Below are 19,221 nucleotides of genomic sequence, written 5' to 3'. Positions count from 1 at the left end.
TTAGCGATACTCTGGCAGATCGTTTATGCTGTTTTCCTTCATGGAAATGGTGACTCCTTGTTGTGGTGATTTCGACGCTAACACTTTAAGGATATTGCTATTTTCATGATTTCTTTTTAACTATCTGCAGGATTTAGTTATTAACTATTTGACTGAGAAGGTCTCGGAGTTCTGGGGAGATACACACAGAGTGTTATTCGCTCACGTTCTATCCTTTTTTTATGATTCATAAGTCTAGATATAGAGGAAAGGTACTGACCATAATAAATATTTATATAAACCTGCCCCCTTTATGATTATGACAACAGAAAAAGTTTTTGAAAAACAACTAACTGAAAATTCGGATAAAAGAAATCTGTCTGAAGCTGAACAAGAATCAAGCAAAGACTTGCCCTCTAATTTGTTATTTGCTGTCAATGGAGTTGTTTTATGCTGTCTTTTTTGAAAAATATCGTTCCGAAAAAAATAAAAACCAAAGTTCTTTTCCTGATTGGCTCTCTGTTAACCTTGATGGTTGCCGTGCCGACTTTTCTTACCTATAAAGCTACCCTTGATAATGTGGGGAGCCGGCTAACGGAAGAGCAAAAGGTGACCGTTGCCCAGGTTCACAATCAGATCGTACTGGAGAAAGCGGGGCAACTCAGGTTGCTTGCCCATGCGGTTGCAGGGATGCCCTCCATCCAGGATAGCGTCAAATTTCAGGATAGGGAGTCTCTCCAGAACATTGCCGGCCCGTTATTTGATCAACTCAAAAAGATCGAAGATCTCAATGTCTTCCATTTTCATCTTCCGCCGGCCACCTCTTTCCTAAGACTGCAAAAGCCGGAAAAATTTGGGGACGATCTTTCTGGTTTCAGAAAAACGGTAGTTCAAGTCAATCAAAACAAAAAGGATGCCGTTGGAATAGAGGCAGGTGTTGCCGGGATTTCGGTGCGGGCGGTGGTCCCGATCAACTACCTCAATAAGAAACATTGCGGTTCGTTGGAATTCGGCGCACCGCTGAATGACAAGTTGCTGCTCGGTGTTAAAAAGCAAATCGGCAGTAACATATCACTCATCGTACCCGATGGTAACGGTTTTAAATATCAGGCGAAAACCCATTCTCTTACCATTCCTGAAAAAAAATTCTCTTTCCTTAGGAAAGTGATGGCCTCTAAAGACATAATCGTCAAACGGGTTACTAAAAATAATAAAGAATTGCTGACTGCTTATATGCCCATTCTTGATTATTCTGGCAATAGTGTCGGGGTCCTCGCCATTCCAAAAGATATTGGCGACACTCTGGCTGCTGCGAAGCGAAAGGCATTGATTTCTGTTGGCGTGGGTATTGGTGTTCTTCTGGTTATCCAGGTGTTGGTCTATTTTCTGTTCGTCAAAATGATAGACAGGCCCGTGAAACAGTTTACCTCTCTTTTGGAGTCGGCGAGCCGGGGTGATTTGTCAAGGGAAGTAGATATGAGCTCCATCGCCCCTGTTAACTGTTCGGAGAAGATGGGGTGTAACAATCCTGATTGCTCAATGTATGGGAAAGAAGGTTGGTGTTGGGAGGAAGCTGGTTCTGCAGCAAGCAATATACAGTGCCCGAAGATTCTCAGCGGTGAGTACGCTTCCTGCAGTGATTGCAAGGGAGTATTCAGGTCAAGTGTGAAAGACGAGTTTTCTGAATTGAGTGCGTACCTGCACTCATTTATTGCCAATGTGCGGGCAATGGTCCGGGATATCAGTTTTAACAGTGACGGTCTTGATCGGTCATCCCATGGGTTGACGATACTTTCTGAAAAGATTGACAGCGGTTCAACCGACTCGGCATCCCTTTCAAATGGAGTAGCAGCTGCTGCCGAAGAGATGAGCACCAATATGTCTTCGGTGGCGGCGGCGACGGAAGAGGCAGCTGCTAATGTCGGCATTATGAGTACGGCCACAGAGGAGTTCGGGGCCACCATCGGCGAAATTCAGCAATCCACCAGAAAGGCCAAGAATATTACCGGCGAGGCCGTAGCCCAGGCAGCCGATATTGGAGAGAAGGTGGATGAGCTTGGTGCGGCAGCAAATGATATCGGCAAGGTAACCGATACTATTGCCGAAATATCCGACCAGACCAATTTGCTGGCACTTAACGCAACAATTGAGGCAGCCAGGGCTGGTGAAGCCGGCAAGGGGTTTGCGGTGGTTGCCAATGAAATCAAAGAGCTGGCAAAGCAAACAGCCGAGGCCACCGGTGAAATTCAACAACGCATTGACGGCATTCAATCTTCTACAGACAGTACCATACAGGGTATACGGGCCATATCCGATATAATCACCAGCATCGATGAGATCGTATCCAATATAACCACCGCCTTGGACGAGCAGACTGCAGTCATGACCGAGCTGAGCGCCAATATTACCCAGGCTGGTGATGGAATTGGAGAGGTTTCTGAAAATGTTGCCCAGAGCTCGATCGTGTCCCAACAGGTTTCAGCCGACATAGGGGAGATTAATAGAGCGGTCGCTGAAATTTCTCATGATACTGCAGAGGTGAGAAGCAATGCAGAAGAGCTCCGTCAATATTCACAATCCCTGAAAGGGTTGATTGCCAAATTCACAATCCAGTGAGGTTTTTTGCTAGTCTGTCCCTTAAAGATAAACGCACGACTTGACCGACGAGCAAGCAGTTGAGCAATTCTGTTTCAACATAAAGTGGCATTATACCCTGAACATCACCAATCCCGAGGATACTGCATACTATGTCAGCTTAAAAACACTCTGGACTATGCGTGACATGCCGTCCACAGACGGGATATATGATGAAATTTTCGATAAGACACTTGCACTTAACAAAAGATTTTTCCTGCAGATCTGAAGAAACAGCGGATTCCCTGCAGAACCCTTCAGATCCTGATGCAGGTTACTCCAGCCACAAAGGTCAGGGATATCAGGCGCAGGTTGTGGAGAATTACTTTGAAGAAAGCGGACAACTTTCTCTGATTACCCATATCGAAGTGAAATCTGCTGATAAACACAATGCCAACAGCCTTCTCCCCCCCTCCGGATGCCTTGCGGCGGAGGGATATGGTTCCTGATGAGATGCTGGCTGATTGCTTGTATGGCAGTGACAGCAACTGTGAGCAAGCTCGAGATGAGTATGGCACGGAAGTTATCGCACCGGTAATGCCAGGCAGCTAGAGGAAAATACACCTCGCCGAGTTTGCCATTGACGAATGTCAAAGAGCAAACAAGGCGACATTTGGAATTTGTTCATCGCAAAGGCTTAACAGTACCGGCTCAAATTTTTAAACAGCCGGAAAAGGTTAAAATAAGTTCGGCACCCTGCTCCCGAGGCAGGATCGCTGGTTTCCTTATACTAGCTATAATGCTGGTTTTACGAGTTACTTTGTGCAGCCTCTACTATAAAATTGCATACAACGGAATTGAAACCGCCACCAAAACTTCTCGCTTATAGCGGTCCGCCCCCGATAGATTCACCATAAAAACTGACCACATTATCAGTTTAGATTCGGTCCCTTCGGTATGCAGTTGAGCATGTCATCGGATATGTGGATAATCTCATCGTTGTTGAACCCCAACCTACGAAATACCTGCATATTGGGGACAAGCCGTTTCGACTCGCCGTCTATTCGATAAATATTATTGCCAGAGCCTTTAACCAGGAAAGCTGTTTTTGGTAATTTGTTCAATTCGTCATTACTAATATTTTCAATTTTTTTTCCTTTAAGCCTAAGGCATTCAAGTACACGAACAGAAGGTATGTGAGCAGCATACCCGTTAATCAGGTAGTAAATACTAGGGGAACCAGGCACTTGTATAAGCGAGCCATTGTTCATGGCAGCATAGCCTGATGTTGATATGGCAAAAAATGCAGCCATAAGCAGGGAAACAAACCCAACGTTTCGAAAGTTAAACATATTTTTCCTCCTTTAATTTTTGATGATCCAAATTACGTCATTCGCCAATTTGCTTTTTGCCCCAAGAGGCTCTTGGATTGAGCCTTTTTCGCTTAAAACCAAGGTATTATATCGCCAAGAAAAATTAGGTTCAGCAAAAACACAAAAATAGGTGGCAGGTCTTTGCTCGACTCTTGTTATTATCAGATTGATTTCTTTAATTCCAATTTTTAGTAGCTTGTTTTACAAAATCTTTTTCTTTTCTCGTACAAGCCTGCTCACTGCTTCCCAAGAAGCTATATTTCAAAAGCTGAAATTCCTGGCCAAAATCTTTCACCCCCAAACTGCTTCTTTTTCTGGCAAAATATTCATCCACCCTGCAAGGCTCGTTCACGTGGTACCACTTTGCTTGTCCTATTTCCCCTATCAGTCCAGATTTTTCATTAACAATCATGCTCGTAGCGCGCACAACAAAGGATGAAAATTGAAAGCCATGGTACACTCCATCTTTTTAGAAGATCGACCAAGAACTCATAAAAGTTTGGAGGAATACAATGGCTCGAAAGAAGTATATTGAATCTGTCTCAGCCATTCATCTGATTTGTTGTGGTTTAGATATTCACAAAGACAAGATCTGTGCATGTCTGATATATGAAAAGGGTAATGAGGTAGATATTGAACTCAATGAATTTACTGCTTTTACCAATGATCTTATTCGATTGCGTGATTGGTTACTTGAGCATGAATGCCCTGTTGTGGCAATGGAAAGCACCGGTGTTTACTGGCGCTCCGTTCACAACATTCTTGAAGGGTATGTACAAGTTGTCCTTGTGAATGCCCGTCATTATAAGAATGTCCCGAGACGAAAGACTGATATAGGTGGCAGCCAGTGGTTGGCGGAACTATTGCGTCATGGCCTGGTAAAAGGTCGTTTCATTCCCCCTCACCAAGTTGCGACGCCCCTAAAAAGCTCTTTAGTTCATCTTTACAATTTAACTACTGCTTCTCTGACTTGCCTTGCTCTTTGATATAGTTCTTTATCATTTCAATCCAAACCAACCATACTCACACAATAACCAGTCGCCCAAAAGCATAGTCCTGTCATTCTTTTGGTTCCAAGGATCTCTCGATGGATTCACAGATAGCACTTTTACCCTTTATAAATCCAATGGTATTAGATACACAGAATTCCGGTGGTATGCTTAAGAACAGATGGATATGATCGGGCAATGCATGGCCTTCAAGCAACTCAATCCCCTTTTGTCGACACAAATCTCTTATTATGGCCACCTATTCCCCCCTCACTTCGCCATAAATTTTTCTCTGGCGATATCTCGAGATAAAGACCAAGTGATATTTACAGTCCCACTTCACATGTGATAATGATTTCCAGTCATTCATAGATTCCTCCTCATCCCCTTTGGAGGACTTTCCATTAGGACAATCCTCTGAACACATATTATCTCCCTATTATTGACGATCCTCTCATTGTCATAGCAAAAAATATGTAAAAGGGAACCGTAAAGAACGACCATAAATGCTACTAAGGCAAGTTAAGCATCTTCCCCTTGTATCCATATTTCCTTCATATTTCTGCCACATTCATCATTTATTCTGTTTCATATGATTAACACCACGGGTGAAAAGATCAGATTGTATCCCTGGACTTTCCTGCCACCTCCCAGTCATTCTGCCATGTGGCAGGCAGATGGTCTACCCAAGGGAAGACATTTTTGGTTTAGAAAAATTATTTTGCAAAGGAGTTATAGGTATCAATCATGGGTAGAGGGTCTATTCCAATATTATTGGCGCTAGCCACCACACTACTTTTCACCGTTGCCACATACGCTGCTGATCAGCCAAAACAATCCGCCTGCAGTGGGGCCATCAAAAAAAGAACCACAGAGATTGCCATTGACGAAAAAACAGAAGTGACGGGAAATACCACCATCACTTTTTACGATAAATACATCAAAGATCATTTGCAGGTGGGGGTCCGTTCGGCGTTAAGGCGGCTCACTGATGATGACTCCGGATATCGGGGAGGAGTGTATGGCTCAGGTACATATCTAGGGACTATTTATGCCTTGGATGAAAAACAGAATATTACGCCATTATTATTCAATATCAGCTACTACTTCAATGAGTATATTGGCTTTGAACTCGCTTATGATCGAATAGAAGCAGAAACCGTCGCCTTCAACACTTCGACTCAACAAGACAAAACCGATGGCGACATTATCATTTCTGGGCCGACTCTCACCCTGCTTGCCCAATACGGCAATTCAACGAGTTTCACTCCCTATGCTGGTGTCGGCATCGGCTATTATTCGAGTACGTTTGATGCTGACCCCGAATGGACATACTCATCGGAATACAATGGAGCAGCATACAATCAAATGGATATAAAAAGTGTTACAGGCTGGCATTTGACCGTAGGAACAAAATGGCTCTTTTCAAAAAACTGGGCCCTTGATCTTTCTGTACAATATGTACAGGCAGATGCCGACGCGACATACACAGGTTATTTAAACGATGAAAAATATACTACCCAGACTGGCCATTACCCGATGGATAACGTTGCATTACGTCTTGGGATAACATATCAATTCTAACGTTTAGCACAAAATAAGGGTCAGATCTGTGCTTAACTCTTGTTAGTTATCAGACTGATTTCTTTAACTCCAATTTTTAGTGGCTAGTTTTTTAAAAACTTTTTCAGTTCTCGTACAAGCCTGCTCACCAAGAAGCTTTATTTCAAAAGCTAAAAATTTCGGCCGTAAATCTTCAATCTCAAGCCGCTTCTTTTTCCCGCAAGATATTCCCTCACCTTACGAAGCCCGTTTACTTGGTACCACTTTGCTTGTCCTACTTCCCCTAGCCCAACATCATGCACCTTTAATGGGCAACAATCACTTGTTATTACATAATAAATAGCGAATCAATAAATGATAATATCATTATATTGAACACATTATTATTTTCAATATCTCGGTTTCCTGAACCTCTATGTTTATGGATTCGGATAGCACTTTTGTTACCCATTATATGTACAATTGTATTTTTGATTACGTACAAAACTCAGCCAATTATCTATCGAAACAGACAGGGGACTGATTTTATTTCCCCTTTTAACCCGGGAGACAGATCGGAGTCCCAAAAAAAATGGCTGAGTTTCATGGGTAATCAGAATTGTATTAGATACATTGAATTTTGGTGGTCTGCTGTAAAAAAGATGTATATATTCATGCGTAGCCTTCAAGCAACTCAATCCCCTTTTATCGACACAAAACGCTTAGTATGCCACCTCTCAATCCCCTCACTTCACCTCACTTTTTCACTGACGATACCTGGAAATGAAAATCAACTCATACTTTCAGCCCCACCTTAAGTATGCTAATGATTTCCAGTTTTGCATAAATTCGTCCTCATACCCCTTTGGGACTTTCCAATCGGAAGAATCTCTTCTCCCAACAACGGGTAAACCTTATGAGGTCGCTTGGGCAAAGCCCGAGGTTTAATCAGAAGCAAGTAGGGCAGTAAAAAGATAGACCATGGAAGGAAGCAAAAGACAAAGAGTGTTAGGATACCAATATTGTATCAGTAGCTTATGAATATAAAAAAAGTATTTATCTATTATCGTAATTTCAATACGCAGGCGCCTTATCCCATTTGCCGGCATCGGACCCTGCTCGGGTTAGTTGCAATGGTAGTCTATGCAGGAACTGTATATGCTGCGCTGCAGAGCTTTATCTTTATCTTCTTTTCCATACAGGTTTGGCCGAGTACCTGGGCCAAAGACGTAACGGCACACATCATTTTCGGGTTGTTACTTTACTCTATCGCCCGCAGTTGGAAAATGTGGGCTGTTTCATTTACGCTGCTTACCGCAGTGTTGCAGATAAGTAATGCCTTAAAACTGACTGTGCTGGGAAGCCCTGTCATGCCTGATGATTTCCTTGGTTTTACCAATATGCTGCACCTGTTCTCCGACTGGCGTTTACCGGTGATAATTGCTGCAATCACGCTCCCTGTCATTATGCTGGCTGTATCCATTGCCTGGAAACAAAAAAGTACCTGGCTAGTCCTCGGTAGCATGTCGCTGTTTTTGACAGTTGTCTTTGCCAATGCGCCGAATGTTATCGCTTTTATGGATAAACACTACGGCGATTGGATATGGAACCAGCCTGGGAATTACAAGGATCGCGGTCTTGTCAGGCACCTTATGCATGAAGGAGTACGTAATATAGCGCGAGGCAAGGTTAATGTGACAGCCGACGATGTCCACGGTGCCCTGCTGGCCTTGAATCCGGAAACTGAGAAATTGAACCCCACAGCTGATCCTAGCCGAAAACCGAACATATATATGATTCTACTTGAGTCTTTCTGGGATCCCATGCTGCTTAAACAGGCTGGCATACATCCTGATCCTGTTGATCCACGTTTCAGAAAAATATGGAAAGATGCAGGACATAGCACAATAATGGCTCCTGTATTCGGTGGATACACGGCTAACACCGAGTTTGAGGCACTTTGCGGTTTCCCGGTGACAAATAATGCCGTATTTTTCGAGGGATGGTTACGAAACGATGCTCCGTGCCTACCGCGTTATCTCAGCGGTGCCGGGTATGAAAGCATTGCCGCCCATCCTAATTACGCTGCATTCTGGAACAGGGTCAACTCCTACAAACGGATCGGGTTTGATCAGTATTGGGCAAAAAACGACTTTGTTCTCGATGATATGAATCGAAATTTTCTCGGTGATGCTTCACTTTATCGTCAGGTTTGGGAAAAACTCGAGGATCAACCAGGAAACTCTCCCAAAATCGTCTATATTGTAACTTTTTTTGGTCATCTGGATTACCCGCTTTCGGAATCAAGACCTGAAGTAATAGATGTTAGTTCGGATAACCGGATGCTGCGGGGGTATGTGAACACTGTTTATTACAAAAGTAGGGAATTGATGGATTTTGTGGAAACGATACAGGCTGAAGATCCGGACGGAATCATCGTCTTTTTCGGCGATCATCTTCCGTTTCTCGGCAGCAATCATGAAGGTTTTGTCCAGGAGAATCTGTTTACTCGGAATAAGGCTGAATTTGATGCAAATATGTTTCAGTCGTATGTAACGACGCCGCTCGTCATAATAGATGGACGGCATGGGCCGGTTAATACTGGTTCGTTGCCCATGTATCAACTACCGGCCAGGCTTCTTAGCCTGTTAGGGGACACGCACCATGGCTTTCTTCAGGTGGCCCAAAGCGAAAAGCTACAACATATCAGGCCGTTGGCCGGATTGAGTTTGTATACGCCTCAAAATGAACAGCCGGTTTTATGTAAACAGCACACAGAAAATCCTGATGCACGTTGCACTGAAATATTAAAAGCCGTCGACGAGATGACTATGTTGCGGGATGACTTGTTTACTGCCAAGCAATATAGCCTTTTACAGGTAAACAAATAACTGATATTTCTTATTGTGGGGCTATACCTATTCCAGCTCTGCCTTTTTCTGCGTACTTTCTCTTGCCGAGCACTGATCGATCGGGCTCATATACCCGATCAAACCGGCTGGAATCCATGGCATGGCACTGATCATTGACACTATGACCGCAGCCAGGAAGGGAATTGCCTGAATAACAAGCACCAAACGCCACAGAAACAGGTCAAAAAGTGACAGGTCCTGTGTTATCCCCAGGCTGTAACTCCCCAAAAGGAAGGCAATGGCAAACAGCAGTTCTTCCCGGCAGGCAGCCAGGGCCTGCAGCAAGCGGTTTTTGGTTGTCCTTTTCGGAGTTCTGAAAAAGCCGACCCCTTTAGTAAGAAAGCCAGCCAGCATGGCTCGAGCGATGGTATGTGACAGGGCAAGACCGGCAAGACCTGCGGCGAGACATTGGCGATACCCGGCCTTGATTTGCCAGCGATAAAGGACGAACATTTTAAGCAATTTAAAGCCGAAGAAAGTAAGCGGCATGAGAGAGAACAGTGCTTCAGGCGGGCTGAAAAATCCTGGTTTGAGTACCATCATGGTGGTCCATACGAGGGCTCCCAGGTTAAAAAGTAAATTAATTCCGTCAGCCATCCAAGGTAGCCATCCCGCCAGGAAATGATATCTCTGTCCCCTGGTAAGACTGCCATTTTTCAAACCAAGTAAACCGGCAAGATGATGGCGCATGATGAGCATAGCGCCATAGGCCCAGCGAAAACGCTGCTTCTTAAAATCGAGAAAGGTATCCGGCATCAATCCCTGGCCATAACTTTTCGCAACATAGATAGCTTCATAGCCGCGTTCGAAGATTCGTAAGCCAAGTTCAGCGTCTTCTGTGATACACCATTCCGACCAGCCATTGATTTCCTTCATGACACTGCAGCGCACCATGGTCATTGTTCCATGCTGGATAATTGCGTTTCGTTCGTTACGTGTAACCATCCCGATATGAAAGAAGCCATTATATTCTGCATGGATCATTGCTTTAAAGGCAGACTCTTTACAGTCGTGGTAGTCCTGTGGGGCCTGCACAATAGCCACCTTCGGGTTTTGAAACAGTGGTACGAGGTCCTTAAGCCAATGAGGACTGACCAGATAATCGCTATCAATAACTGCATTTATTTCGGCATCGGTGGAGGTGTGTTGCAAGGCGTAATTAAGTGCTCCTGCCTTGAACCCTGCAAGTGGAGAAACATGGAAAAACTTGAACCGTTTCCCTAACATTTTGCAGTGCTTCTCAACTGGCTGCCAAGTTTCAGGTTCCTGGGTGTTATTGTCAATAACCAGTACTTCATAATTGGGGTAGTCCAGGGCAGCGATTGCATCCAGAGTCTGCTTGAGCATTTCCGGTGGTTCATTATACGCAGGTATATGAATCGAAACCATGGGGTGGTAGTCAGGGGCGGGAGAGTGTAACGGTGATCTACGCGAAGATCCAAGCCATAAGGCCTCTGCCCATTCGTGAGCTTCGGCCAGCAGCACAACCCCTATCCCCAGAGCAGAAAGGATCATTAGGATACCTACCAATAACGTTCCGGTGGTGAGATATCTTTGTGTGTAATCGTATACGATCCACACTGTAGCAGTGACCACTACGTAGGTCAGGATAGTAAGAAATCCACGACCTTTGTAATTGAGCCCTTTTGAGTCGCGAAACAGGAATGCACTGATAATCAGGGCAAGAGAGGCACACAGGCCGGCAAGCGTCGGCCATTCAGGTATACGGATAACCGGAGCCGTATGTGGAAATTTGGACTTACGTTCGGCATCATATACACCCCAGGCAGTACCGACTTCGCCTTCTATCTCTCTCTTCCACACCTGGTCGAAGGCCTCCATGATGTAATAGGTGTATTTCTCCTTCTGGGCCACAGCGATGAATTGTCGGAGAAACCTGGCCTGGTTAGCTAAGGATGCTTTCGCTTTCCCCCTGGTCCGGCCATTGCTGGGCCAGCCTATCTCTGAGATAACTATGGGTTTATCAGGAAAAGCTTCCTTCAGTTTTTTCATCCTTTCCTGGGTAAAATCGATTGCTTTCTGAACATTGATACCTTCCCAGTAAGGCAGGATATGTACTGCCAGATAATCGACATGTTCTGCCAGTTCAGGATTATCGAGCCATACATGCCAGGGCTCGGCAGTGCTGATAGGTGCCGTTATGACCTTTTGCATCTGGTCAAGATAGCCAATGAGAGTGTCCAGTCGAACATCACCACGTAATAGCGACTCGTTACCAATAATAACGCGCACGATGTTGCGGATTGAATTGCCGTAAACGCCGGTAAGCTTTTGCAGCTCCTCTTTGTTGCGTTTCTTATCGGTCCCGATCCATGCACCGACGGCCACATTCAGGTTATGCTGACTTGCGAGCCTTGGAATATCGCCCAGGGTCCCTGAGACGGAATACGTGCGTATGGAATAGACGCTGCCTTCAAGGAGAGCCAGATCCTGCTCTATTTCCTCGAGTGTCGGATAGTTATCAAGACTGGAAGAGTTGTGCACCCGCATTGGGTTGAATGAAAATCCGTCGATATACCTTGGCCAGGCCGGCAGTTGATCCGGGCGATTAAAAAGAGCCCACATCATAAAACTGAGTCCCCCCATAAGGAGCACAAGGAGAAACGAGAGCTTATTCATTTATAGCAGCCCCTCAATAGTTCTCGTTGGAAAACATATTGTTGTAAACGTGAAGTCTATATTATTTCAATTATATACGTAGTGCCGGAAAAGCTCTTTGCAAGCAGAGCTGAGTAGCAGAAAAATTCCAACCAAGGACTTTGCCCTCAACGATAAGTCAAGGTAGTATCTGTCCTTCATGCACATCTCTTTTTTAGAAGAACTCTCACTAATCGCCTTTTTCATCCATGCCCATTTATCATAATAAAGCTGTTCCCTCCACCTGAGATTAAACCCCACCTCTTTTTTTTTTGGGCCGGCTGAGTTATGTAGCAGAAAAAGTTTGCCTCTTTTCCCCTGGATGAGCAACACCTGTCGGCCACAGCCCGATATATCGAAATGAATACTGTTGCCGCACGGTTTAGTGGAAAAACCAGAAGATTACCGCTGAAGCAGCGTCCATGCGCATCCTGTTGGAAAGGATGACGAGCTGACAAAGGTAGCTCCCTTACTTGAACTGATTTCCGACCGGCGCAGTTTTTTAAAATTGACTCCGCCGGATGAAGTTGATCTCCTTCATCTCCACGAACGAACCGGTCGCCCTTTAGGGAAAGGAGATGTTATAGATAAACTGGAGGTTGAACTCGGCCGTAGGTTAAGACCGCAAAAACCGGGGCCTAAAAAAAGGCCAAAGGTTAAATGTCCTCTCCCCGGAACTCCTGATATAGATAGATCACTCATATGGAATTAAACAACCGTGGCATTCGCCATTGCATGTCAAACAAAACCCGTCAGCCTTGCCTTTAAAGAAAACTCCGGGGAAAGGCTGGATTCTGACTTAACCGGCATCCCCGTCATTGGTGATTTCCTACAAATTATCTTTGAGAAATTTGAGCAGCTTCGGAGCGACGTAATCGTTGGGCGTTGCACCGGTACAAATATGTTCCAGTTTTTTATAATCAAAATAGCAGTTGGAAGGACCGTCGCGTTGGCCTGTGATTTTGCCTAGGTTGAACCAGTAATGGCCAACACGAGGGACTGGTACTGCGGTGACATTGGCTCCAGCTTCTTTGAGCGCTTCTACAAATGGAACACTTTGCCCTTCGGCGGGCACATCGGGGTCTTCCATTCCCCAAGTAATAAACCACGGAACCCTTATACCATCATTTTGCAACGATACATTTCCCAAAGATTTAGCGCTGCCCCGTACATAATTTATGGGTGACGCTTCAAAATACGCCGCAGGTGCGTCCATAGGGGTGCCGCCAAAGAAGTCCTCTGCAAATGTTGTCATTCCATAAGGTTCCCAATCAAATTTCGGATTCTTAGTCCACAACCACCAGCTGGGCATATTAAACACTCCGTAAGCAGACACTACGGCTTGGACTTTGGTGCTCACGTTTGCAAATGGATTATTTGCATATTTTTGAGTATAGGCAGGCCAGTCCTGGGTGAGAGCGAGCAGCGCAGCGAGTTGTCCACCAGCGGAATCACCGCCAACGGCAATTTTGTCCGCGTCAACTTTAAATTTTGTAGCATTGCCACGCAGGAATTGGAGCGCCGCTTTGCTGTCCAAAAGGCATCCTGGCCACGTAGGATAAGTACCACCAGGTTTAGAAAGGCGGTATTGGATGGAAAACACAACATAGCCACGCTCAGCCAGGTATGGCCCCCAGTCGTCGGCGTAAAAGTTCTCGTCGCCAAGCTGCCAAGATCCCCCGTGCATTAGCATGATGGCTGGATGTGGCCCCTGGCTTGAAGGAACATACATATCTCCTTTAAGGAAAAGATTTGAATCGGGGACATCAGCATGCTTGGCGTAAATAACGTCTTCGAAAACGGAGTATTCAGCAAAAATATCGGCTGGATACACAAGCAATGAAAAATAAATAATTGAAATAATAATAGATAATCTTTTTGTCACCTTGAATCTCTCCTTTCATTCATGGCTGTTAAAAGCAGTAATTAAATTCCATGAGCATAGGAGCTAGGATATAGGGTAATAACCTGTTTTTTGTCAAGATAAGTATGAAGAACCACTAAACAGCCAACATATGTCCCTTAATGCTAAAAAGCGTTTGGTCTGCAGCGGCCAGCAGTGCGTCTATGTCCCTGGCATCTTTTCGAAAGGTTGCTACGCCTAAACTTGCTGTTAAGCGAACCTCTATGTTTTGGTCAAGCATGTAAACTACGATACCCACCTTCGTGGTGACAATGTTAGACTCGATGATCAATTACTGAGGTTAACTGCTCTTTGGCAAGATCCCGCCTATCGCTACTACATTTTTAGACAATTCCAGAGAAATATCCTGTTCAAACTTCAGAGCAATCTCAGGCACTTGCATTTATCAAATGTTAACACAATAAAAGTTTGGGTCGTTTGACAATAGAAAAGACTATTTTACACTTCATTCAGCCCAAACTCTTTGTTTGCAAATATAGGGCTTATGCTGCCAATCGTCACAGTTAGCCACACTCTTTACCCGGGCCTGTGGACTCGCATATCTTCAACAACACACCTTTTGTTACAAAAAAGATGGTCACAAGAATTTAAGTAGCCCATTAAGGCGAATGTTTGATTGAAGCTAAAGTGTGGGCCAAATATGGTACATCTGGCCAGGGACAAAAAAAGAAAAGATCAGCATAACCAGGCCGGCGAATATGCTTTATTTCATCCCGGCATGGATCGTAACATGAGGATCGATGAGCATGACAAATAATCTCAGCCTGTAAACATTCGCCACACAAGAGCCACAACCCCGCAGATCACAATACCATAGGCGATGGGCATAAAGGTTGACACAAGTGTCCACTTGAGGCTCTTGGTCTCTTTATAGATTGTGTATATGGTCGTCGAACACGGATTGTGACAAAGGCTGAATAACATCAGACACACGGCGGTAAGCGTTGTCCACCCCCCGGCTTGCAATAGCATCGCAAGAGCAGAATTCTCACTGGTCTCAAACATAACGCCTGCGCCCTGTTCTCCAACACCACTTAAACCTGTAGTCATCACAGTCAGCATGAGTATCGTGGGAATAACAATTTCATTTGCGGGAATAGCCACAATATATGCCACAAGGATAACCCCGTTCACTCCTATCAACCAGCCGGGACCGTCGAGTAAACCTATCAGCCACTGGGCAAGGGACATATCGCCCACCGGAATGTTACAGATGGTCCAGAGTACAACACCTGCGGGTGCTGCAAAAACAATGGCACGCCACAATACAATCAAGGTCCGGTCAATAAGTGAGGTGTAGAGAGTTCTCCACAAATTAGGCGGCCTGAATGGAGGGAGCTCCAGGGTAAAGGTTGAGGCCTCTCCTTTGAGTACTGTTGTGGAGAGCATCCAAGATGATAAAAAAGTGAGCAGCACACCTAAAAGGGCAATTCCAAGTACAGCGGCTGCGGAAACAAAACCTGCAAGAGCTGGAGGAGCAAGAGCGCCAAGAAAAACCGTGGCCAACAGGATCTGGGTGGGCCAACGGCCGTTGCAGAGGGCAAAATTATTGGTGATAATCGCAATAAGCCGCTCCCGGGGAGAATCAATAACACGGGTTGCGACAACACCTGCAGCGTTGCAGCCCCAACCCATACTCATAGTCAAAGCCTGCTTGCCATGGGCTCCGACCCGGTTGAACAGATGGTCAAGATTAAACGCAACCCGAGGTAGATAACCAAAATCCTCAAGTAGAGTGAAAAGTGGGAAAAATATTGCCATGGGGGGCAGCATAACACTGATAACCCAAGCTACGGTCAAATACAGCCCGTCCACAAGAACGCCAGATAACCACCACGGCAAATGTGCGGCTTCGGCTAACTGCTTCATCATTGGGTGGCCATGGTCTAGTAAAAGAGTAGCCAACATGCTGGATGGCACGTTGGCACCAATTATCGTGATCCACAAAACCAGGGCCAGCATGAGTATCATAATGGGCATTCCCGACCACTTGTTAGTGAGCAGTGCATCCAGCCGCCGTTCCCAGCTGAGTCGATGAGTCGCCCCTTCCTGCTCCACATTTCTGGATGCTATGCGCGCTGAATCGGCATAGACCATCTCAACCCAGCGATCATGAAAATCCTGGGGGAGTTTCCATCGCAATTCACTGGCCCGTTTTATAATCTTTTCCGGTTCCATATTTTTCACTTTTTCCTAAGAAAATATAAGCTGTGTTATAACGTTCACATTTCTTGAAGAATAAAACTCTGCCAATTCCTCTGTTTAATTTCCACACGCACTAATCGTACCTGTGGCAACGTGATCTTCACTCAACTTGCCGATTTCACCATTGGCAACTGCCTCGATGATCTGCTGGTCGCCTTCAAGGAGTCGTAAGGCAACCCATTCCCGGTGTGGCATTCCCGGATAGGCTTCCGCGAGGGCCCCGACCAGTTCATCCATACTTTCCTGGACGCTGGGGATTATATCGTAATTCAGGCGATGAGGGCTGCAACTACTGCGGCCACCGGCCATATTATCAATTTCCGCAAGCAGCTGATCAATCCCCTCACCCTGTCGCGCTGCAGCCAGGACCACAGGAACGCCTAGATCATGTGATAGACCCTGGCCATCGATCTTTAGTCCATGGGCTCTGGCCTCATCCATGAGATTGACACAGACAATTGCCTTTTCAGTAATCTGCAGCACCTGCAGGGCAAGATTAAGGTTTCTTTCCAGACGCATTGGGTCAATGACAACCACCGTCACGTCTGGTCGCCCAAAAAGAATGAAATTTCGTGCAACCTCTTCATCATCGGTAGCTGAAAGAAGAGAATAGGTTCCCGGCAGGTCAACGAGGCGAAATTTCTTACCGTTGTAAGAAAAGCCTCCCTCGGCCCTGGCGATGGTTTTACCCGGCCAGTTCCCCGTATGTTGACGAAGGCCGGTGACCGCATTAAAAACGGTACTTTTACCAGTATTTGGATTCCCCGCGAGGGCTACAACATAATCTGCCTGGCCAAGATGTACTCCCAGCTTTTCCAGCTTTGAGCCTGTGGAGGTTGTCTTCTTTTTCATGTTATTGCCTCACTCTTCTTATGCGGATGCGCTCGGTCTGCTCTTTTCTAAGGGCGATACAGGCTCCACGAATACGATATCCAACAGGACTGCCAGAAGGGTTTCTGAGTTCAGCCTGAGTTATAGTTCCGGGCACAACTCCCAGGTCAAGGAGACGATTTCTTTCAAGCCCACGTACAAGAGCAGACATGCCGACAACCTCTGCTTTTTCTCCAAGTCCCAGACGGGACAATCTCTCAACAGACTCGTCCAACGTTTCTCCTGCCTTCAGCTTAACCGCAGTAATCTGATCGGCAACTTCATTCGGAAATCGAAAGGTTTCCCCCTCAAGGTGGAGAGTCATTGTATTCGTATCCTTATCAGCGATGCGCAGCACCGTATCTGTTGTAATACCCGCTCTGGATATTTGAGAATACAACTCTGCAGGTTCATCTTCAATGTGAACCACTCGACCCACCCACCCGGCAGGATATTCCAGCAACGTTTTTCCTAGCTTTTCGGGCATTTCACCGGCTGATGTAGGGATGGGATCACCATGGGGATCAAAGCGTGGATGGCCGAGTTCTTCCGACAACTGCTTTACGTCTTCACGTGTCAAGTCATGCTCTTTTTCGTCGGCAATCTGATGCCACAGTGACTCGGGATGGCCGGATGTTCTGGCAAGATACGTTTCATAAAGTCGATGTGCCTTTAGTATATGCAGGGCATACTCTCTGCCGTCCCCGGTCAGGGCAAAAGTATCGGGCTCCATAAATTCTGCGGCGCGTAGTTTCTGCAGTAATTTCGTCACTTCATCCATGGTGATCGAAAGTTTCTTGCCAATCATCTCAGGAGAAGCGCTTTGACAATCGTAGTCGCATTCCGCTAAAAACTTCAGAGCGTGTTGTATAAGTTTTTTTTCTTCCATTCGATTCAAGATAATTTGAGAGTTTTGTTGGCATCCACTTCTGTAGAGGTGTCTGTATAGCGGAGAGCAATAAAGGCAAACTCCTCAACTGTTGCGTCATCGACCCACAGTAATGTAGCATAAGATATTATCAAAATAGAAAATAAGACATTTTCAAGATATTAGACGTTATTTATCCAATTACACTTCAATTCTTATTGGAGTAACATATTAAGTGCAAAAGATTAAGCTCAGAAAAGTGAATGGGTTGAAGCTATGATCTCAGTTCTATTGCTCCAGGGTTCCACCCTACTCATCTTTTGATTTTTAACCACTACATCCTCTCAAAAACCTAACAACAAAAAGGCAATTTCAGATTTCTCGCATCATAATCCATGAGAGGTTATGGAGGCGCATAGTGTCACGGTAACAGAGGCTGGTATTGGCAATGTTAATCATTTAAGATGATCTACAATTCACCTTATTCCTGATTCTTTATGATCACGGAACATTTCAATCGATCGAAATAGTGGTTGGGAAGCTGTTGTTCGCACCTTTCAACAAGTCATTTTTATCGAATGAGTAAGAACTCTTTTTTCGTGCATTTATCATAATCGTGGTCACATGTGGTCAGCTTATCAGAAAACCAATATAACCATAAGATATAACAGATAAAGTCCATTAATCGTTAAAATGAGATAAAATTCGTATTACGAAAACAAGAATTTCATTTGCAATCGGCTATATTGCACCGATAGTCAAGCTTGAGGGGCGAGAAAAACATATTTTCCAGGAGAGAGATGAAAAGCTGGAAGCGGCGAGAGAACTGAGGAAGGAGCGCCGCAAAAATGAACAGATAGAAAAAATGGTACGGGCTGAATTATTACTCGTTAACTTGGATTAATAAATTTTCTGTTTCCATCTGAAGCAATACAATATTGTTACCACCGCTACTCGGAAACCCAGCACTAAAGATTCTGATTAACATATTTTTTTCTAACTTCTTTGTAGGACCTATGTACATTATTTGTACTTTTTTTATGTACACTAAGGCCTAAAGACATGTCATTTAACACTCAATTACAGATAATTACAAAAAACTTCGCTTGTTCTACAACCACCGTCATAATTCTAAGTATTTGAAATAAAAAAGGTTGGGAACACATACGCCTGTGTTTCCAACCTTTTTCACCAACAGAACAAAGCTAACTGTTTTATTTTACTACATTTTCTGGTCGGAAAGAGAGGATTTGAACCTCCGACCCCAGCGTCCCGAACGCTGTGCTCTACCAGACTGAGCCACTTTCCGATGTTTTATTAGTGCACA

General features: G+C 45.0%; 13 protein-coding genes, 1 tRNA gene and 1 pseudogene. 5 read left to right on the top strand and 10 right to left on the bottom strand.

Annotated elements, in window-relative coordinates:
- The first annotated feature begins 429 nt into the window (after window positions 1-429).
- Both ACHZCY_RS01925 and ACHZCY_RS01920 read left to right on the top strand, forming a co-directional pair.
- Window positions 430-2,595, top strand: a complete 2,166-nt coding sequence (locus ACHZCY_RS01925) for a methyl-accepting chemotaxis protein (protein WP_319547650.1) — start codon at window positions 430-432, stop codon at window positions 2,593-2,595.
- Between the two features lie 212 nt (window positions 2,596-2,807).
- Entirely contained in the window at window positions 2,808-3,062 is a 255-nt protein-coding gene (locus tag ACHZCY_RS01920) for a hypothetical protein (protein WP_394713351.1), read from the top strand.
- A 423-nt stretch (window positions 3,063-3,485) separates the two neighbouring features.
- Here ACHZCY_RS01920 and ACHZCY_RS01915 read toward each other — a convergent pair whose 3' ends face one another.
- Together ACHZCY_RS01915 and ACHZCY_RS01910 are read right to left on the bottom strand one after the other, a co-directional pair.
- On the bottom strand, window positions 3,486-3,905 hold the full coding sequence (locus ACHZCY_RS01915) for a hypothetical protein (RefSeq protein WP_319547648.1): 420 nt from the start codon (window positions 3,903-3,905) through the stop codon (window positions 3,486-3,488).
- Between the two features lie 196 nt (window positions 3,906-4,101).
- On the bottom strand, window positions 4,102-4,338 hold the full coding sequence (locus tag ACHZCY_RS01910; protein WP_319547647.1) for a hypothetical protein: 237 nt from the start codon (window positions 4,336-4,338) through the stop codon (window positions 4,102-4,104).
- Window positions 4,339-4,438: 100 nt separating this feature from the next.
- On the opposite strand from ACHZCY_RS01910, the gene ACHZCY_RS01905 reads away from it, so the two are divergent.
- Window positions 4,439-4,912 carry an IS110 family transposase gene (locus ACHZCY_RS01905; protein ID WP_319547646.1) on the top strand — a complete coding sequence of 158 codons (474 nt, stop codon included), beginning with the start codon at window positions 4,439-4,441 and terminating at the stop codon, window positions 4,910-4,912.
- Here the strand turns inward: ACHZCY_RS01905 and tnpA are convergent.
- Window positions 4,881-5,285: pseudogene (gene tnpA, locus ACHZCY_RS23585) on the bottom strand (IS200/IS605 family transposase). The gene ACHZCY_RS01905 and the pseudogene tnpA sit on opposite strands and share 32 nt — an antisense overlap.
- 377 nt (window positions 5,286-5,662) lie before the next feature.
- Here tnpA and ACHZCY_RS01895 point away from each other — a divergent pair.
- Together ACHZCY_RS01895 and ACHZCY_RS01890 are read left to right on the top strand one after the other, a co-directional pair.
- Entirely contained in the window at window positions 5,663-6,499 is an 837-nt protein-coding gene (locus ACHZCY_RS01895) for an OmpW family outer membrane protein (protein ID WP_319547645.1), read from the top strand.
- Window positions 6,500-7,494: 995 nt separating this feature from the next.
- A complete protein-coding gene (locus tag ACHZCY_RS01890; RefSeq protein WP_319547644.1) occupies window positions 7,495-9,348 on the top strand; it encodes an LTA synthase family protein in 1,854 nt (617 codons plus the stop codon).
- A gap of 27 nt (window positions 9,349-9,375) precedes the next feature.
- Here ACHZCY_RS01890 and ACHZCY_RS01885 read toward each other — a convergent pair whose 3' ends face one another.
- The 7 genes from ACHZCY_RS01885 to ACHZCY_RS01855 form a co-directional block, all read right to left on the bottom strand.
- Complete coding sequence (locus ACHZCY_RS01885; RefSeq protein WP_319547643.1) at window positions 9,376-12,009, bottom strand: glycosyltransferase; 2,634 nt, start codon at window positions 12,007-12,009, stop codon at window positions 9,376-9,378.
- Window positions 12,010-12,856: 847 nt separating this feature from the next.
- Window positions 12,857-13,912 carry an alpha/beta hydrolase gene (locus ACHZCY_RS01880; protein WP_319547642.1) on the bottom strand — a complete coding sequence of 352 codons (1,056 nt, stop codon included), beginning with the start codon at window positions 13,910-13,912 and terminating at the stop codon, window positions 12,857-12,859.
- 115 nt (window positions 13,913-14,027) lie between these two features.
- Window positions 14,028-14,171 carry a nucleotidyl cyclase domain-containing protein gene (locus ACHZCY_RS01875; protein WP_205223119.1) on the bottom strand — a complete coding sequence of 48 codons (144 nt, stop codon included), beginning with the start codon at window positions 14,169-14,171 and terminating at the stop codon, window positions 14,028-14,030.
- Window positions 14,172-14,710: 539 nt separating this feature from the next.
- On the bottom strand, window positions 14,711-16,129 hold the full coding sequence (locus tag ACHZCY_RS01870) for a nucleoside recognition domain-containing protein (RefSeq protein ID WP_232371089.1): 1,419 nt from the start codon (window positions 16,127-16,129) through the stop codon (window positions 14,711-14,713).
- 84 nt (window positions 16,130-16,213) lie between these two features.
- A complete protein-coding gene (locus ACHZCY_RS01865) occupies window positions 16,214-17,008 on the bottom strand; it encodes a FeoB small GTPase domain-containing protein (protein ID WP_319547641.1) in 795 nt (264 codons plus the stop codon).
- A gap of 1 nt (window position 17,009) precedes the next feature.
- Window positions 17,010-17,915: a metal-dependent transcriptional regulator gene (locus ACHZCY_RS01860; RefSeq protein WP_319547640.1), complete on the bottom strand. Its 906-nt coding sequence runs from the start codon at window positions 17,913-17,915 to the stop codon at window positions 17,010-17,012.
- Between the two features lie 1,211 nt (window positions 17,916-19,126).
- Window positions 19,127-19,203: transfer RNA gene (locus ACHZCY_RS01855), tRNA-Pro, on the bottom strand.
- Window positions 19,204-19,221 lie beyond the last annotated feature (18 nt).

Source organism: Desulfogranum marinum, from assembly GCF_963675105.2.
Classification (GTDB): Bacteria; Desulfobacterota; Desulfobulbia; order Desulfobulbales; family Desulfobulbaceae; genus Desulfogranum; species Desulfogranum marinum.
The sequence above is the reverse complement of the archived record's forward strand: the minus strand, read 5'-3'. Positions and strand labels throughout refer to the sequence as shown.

Bases quoted from the DNA above. Each gene is read 5' to 3' on its own strand.
- ACHZCY_RS01915 (WP_319547648.1), bottom strand. From the start codon at position 3,905: ATGTTTAACTTTCGAAACGTTGGGTTTGTTTCCCTGCTTATGGCTGCA.
- ACHZCY_RS01875 (WP_205223119.1), bottom strand. From the start codon at position 14,171: ATGCTTGACCAAAACATAGAGGTTCGCTTAACAGCAAGTTTAGGCGTA.
- ACHZCY_RS01885 (WP_319547643.1), bottom strand. From the start codon at position 12,009: ATGAATAAGCTCTCGTTTCTCCTTGTGCTCCTTATGGGGGGACTCAGT.
- ACHZCY_RS01865 (WP_319547641.1), bottom strand. From the start codon at position 17,008: ATGAAAAAGAAGACAACCTCCACAGGCTCAAAGCTGGAAAAGCTGGGA.
- ACHZCY_RS01890 (WP_319547644.1), top strand. From the start codon at position 7,495: ATGAATATAAAAAAAGTATTTATCTATTATCGTAATTTCAATACGCAG.
- ACHZCY_RS01860 (WP_319547640.1), bottom strand. From the start codon at position 17,915: ATGGAAGAAAAAAAACTTATACAACACGCTCTGAAGTTTTTAGCGGAA.
- ACHZCY_RS01870 (WP_232371089.1), bottom strand. From the start codon at position 16,129: ATGGAACCGGAAAAGATTATAAAACGGGCCAGTGAATTGCGATGGAAA.
- ACHZCY_RS01925 (WP_319547650.1), top strand. From the start codon at position 430: ATGCTGTCTTTTTTGAAAAATATCGTTCCGAAAAAAATAAAAACCAAA.
- ACHZCY_RS01905 (WP_319547646.1), top strand. From the start codon at position 4,439: ATGGCTCGAAAGAAGTATATTGAATCTGTCTCAGCCATTCATCTGATT.
- ACHZCY_RS01895 (WP_319547645.1), top strand. From the start codon at position 5,663: ATGGGTAGAGGGTCTATTCCAATATTATTGGCGCTAGCCACCACACTA.
- ACHZCY_RS01910 (WP_319547647.1), bottom strand. From the start codon at position 4,338: ATGATTGTTAATGAAAAATCTGGACTGATAGGGGAAATAGGACAAGCA.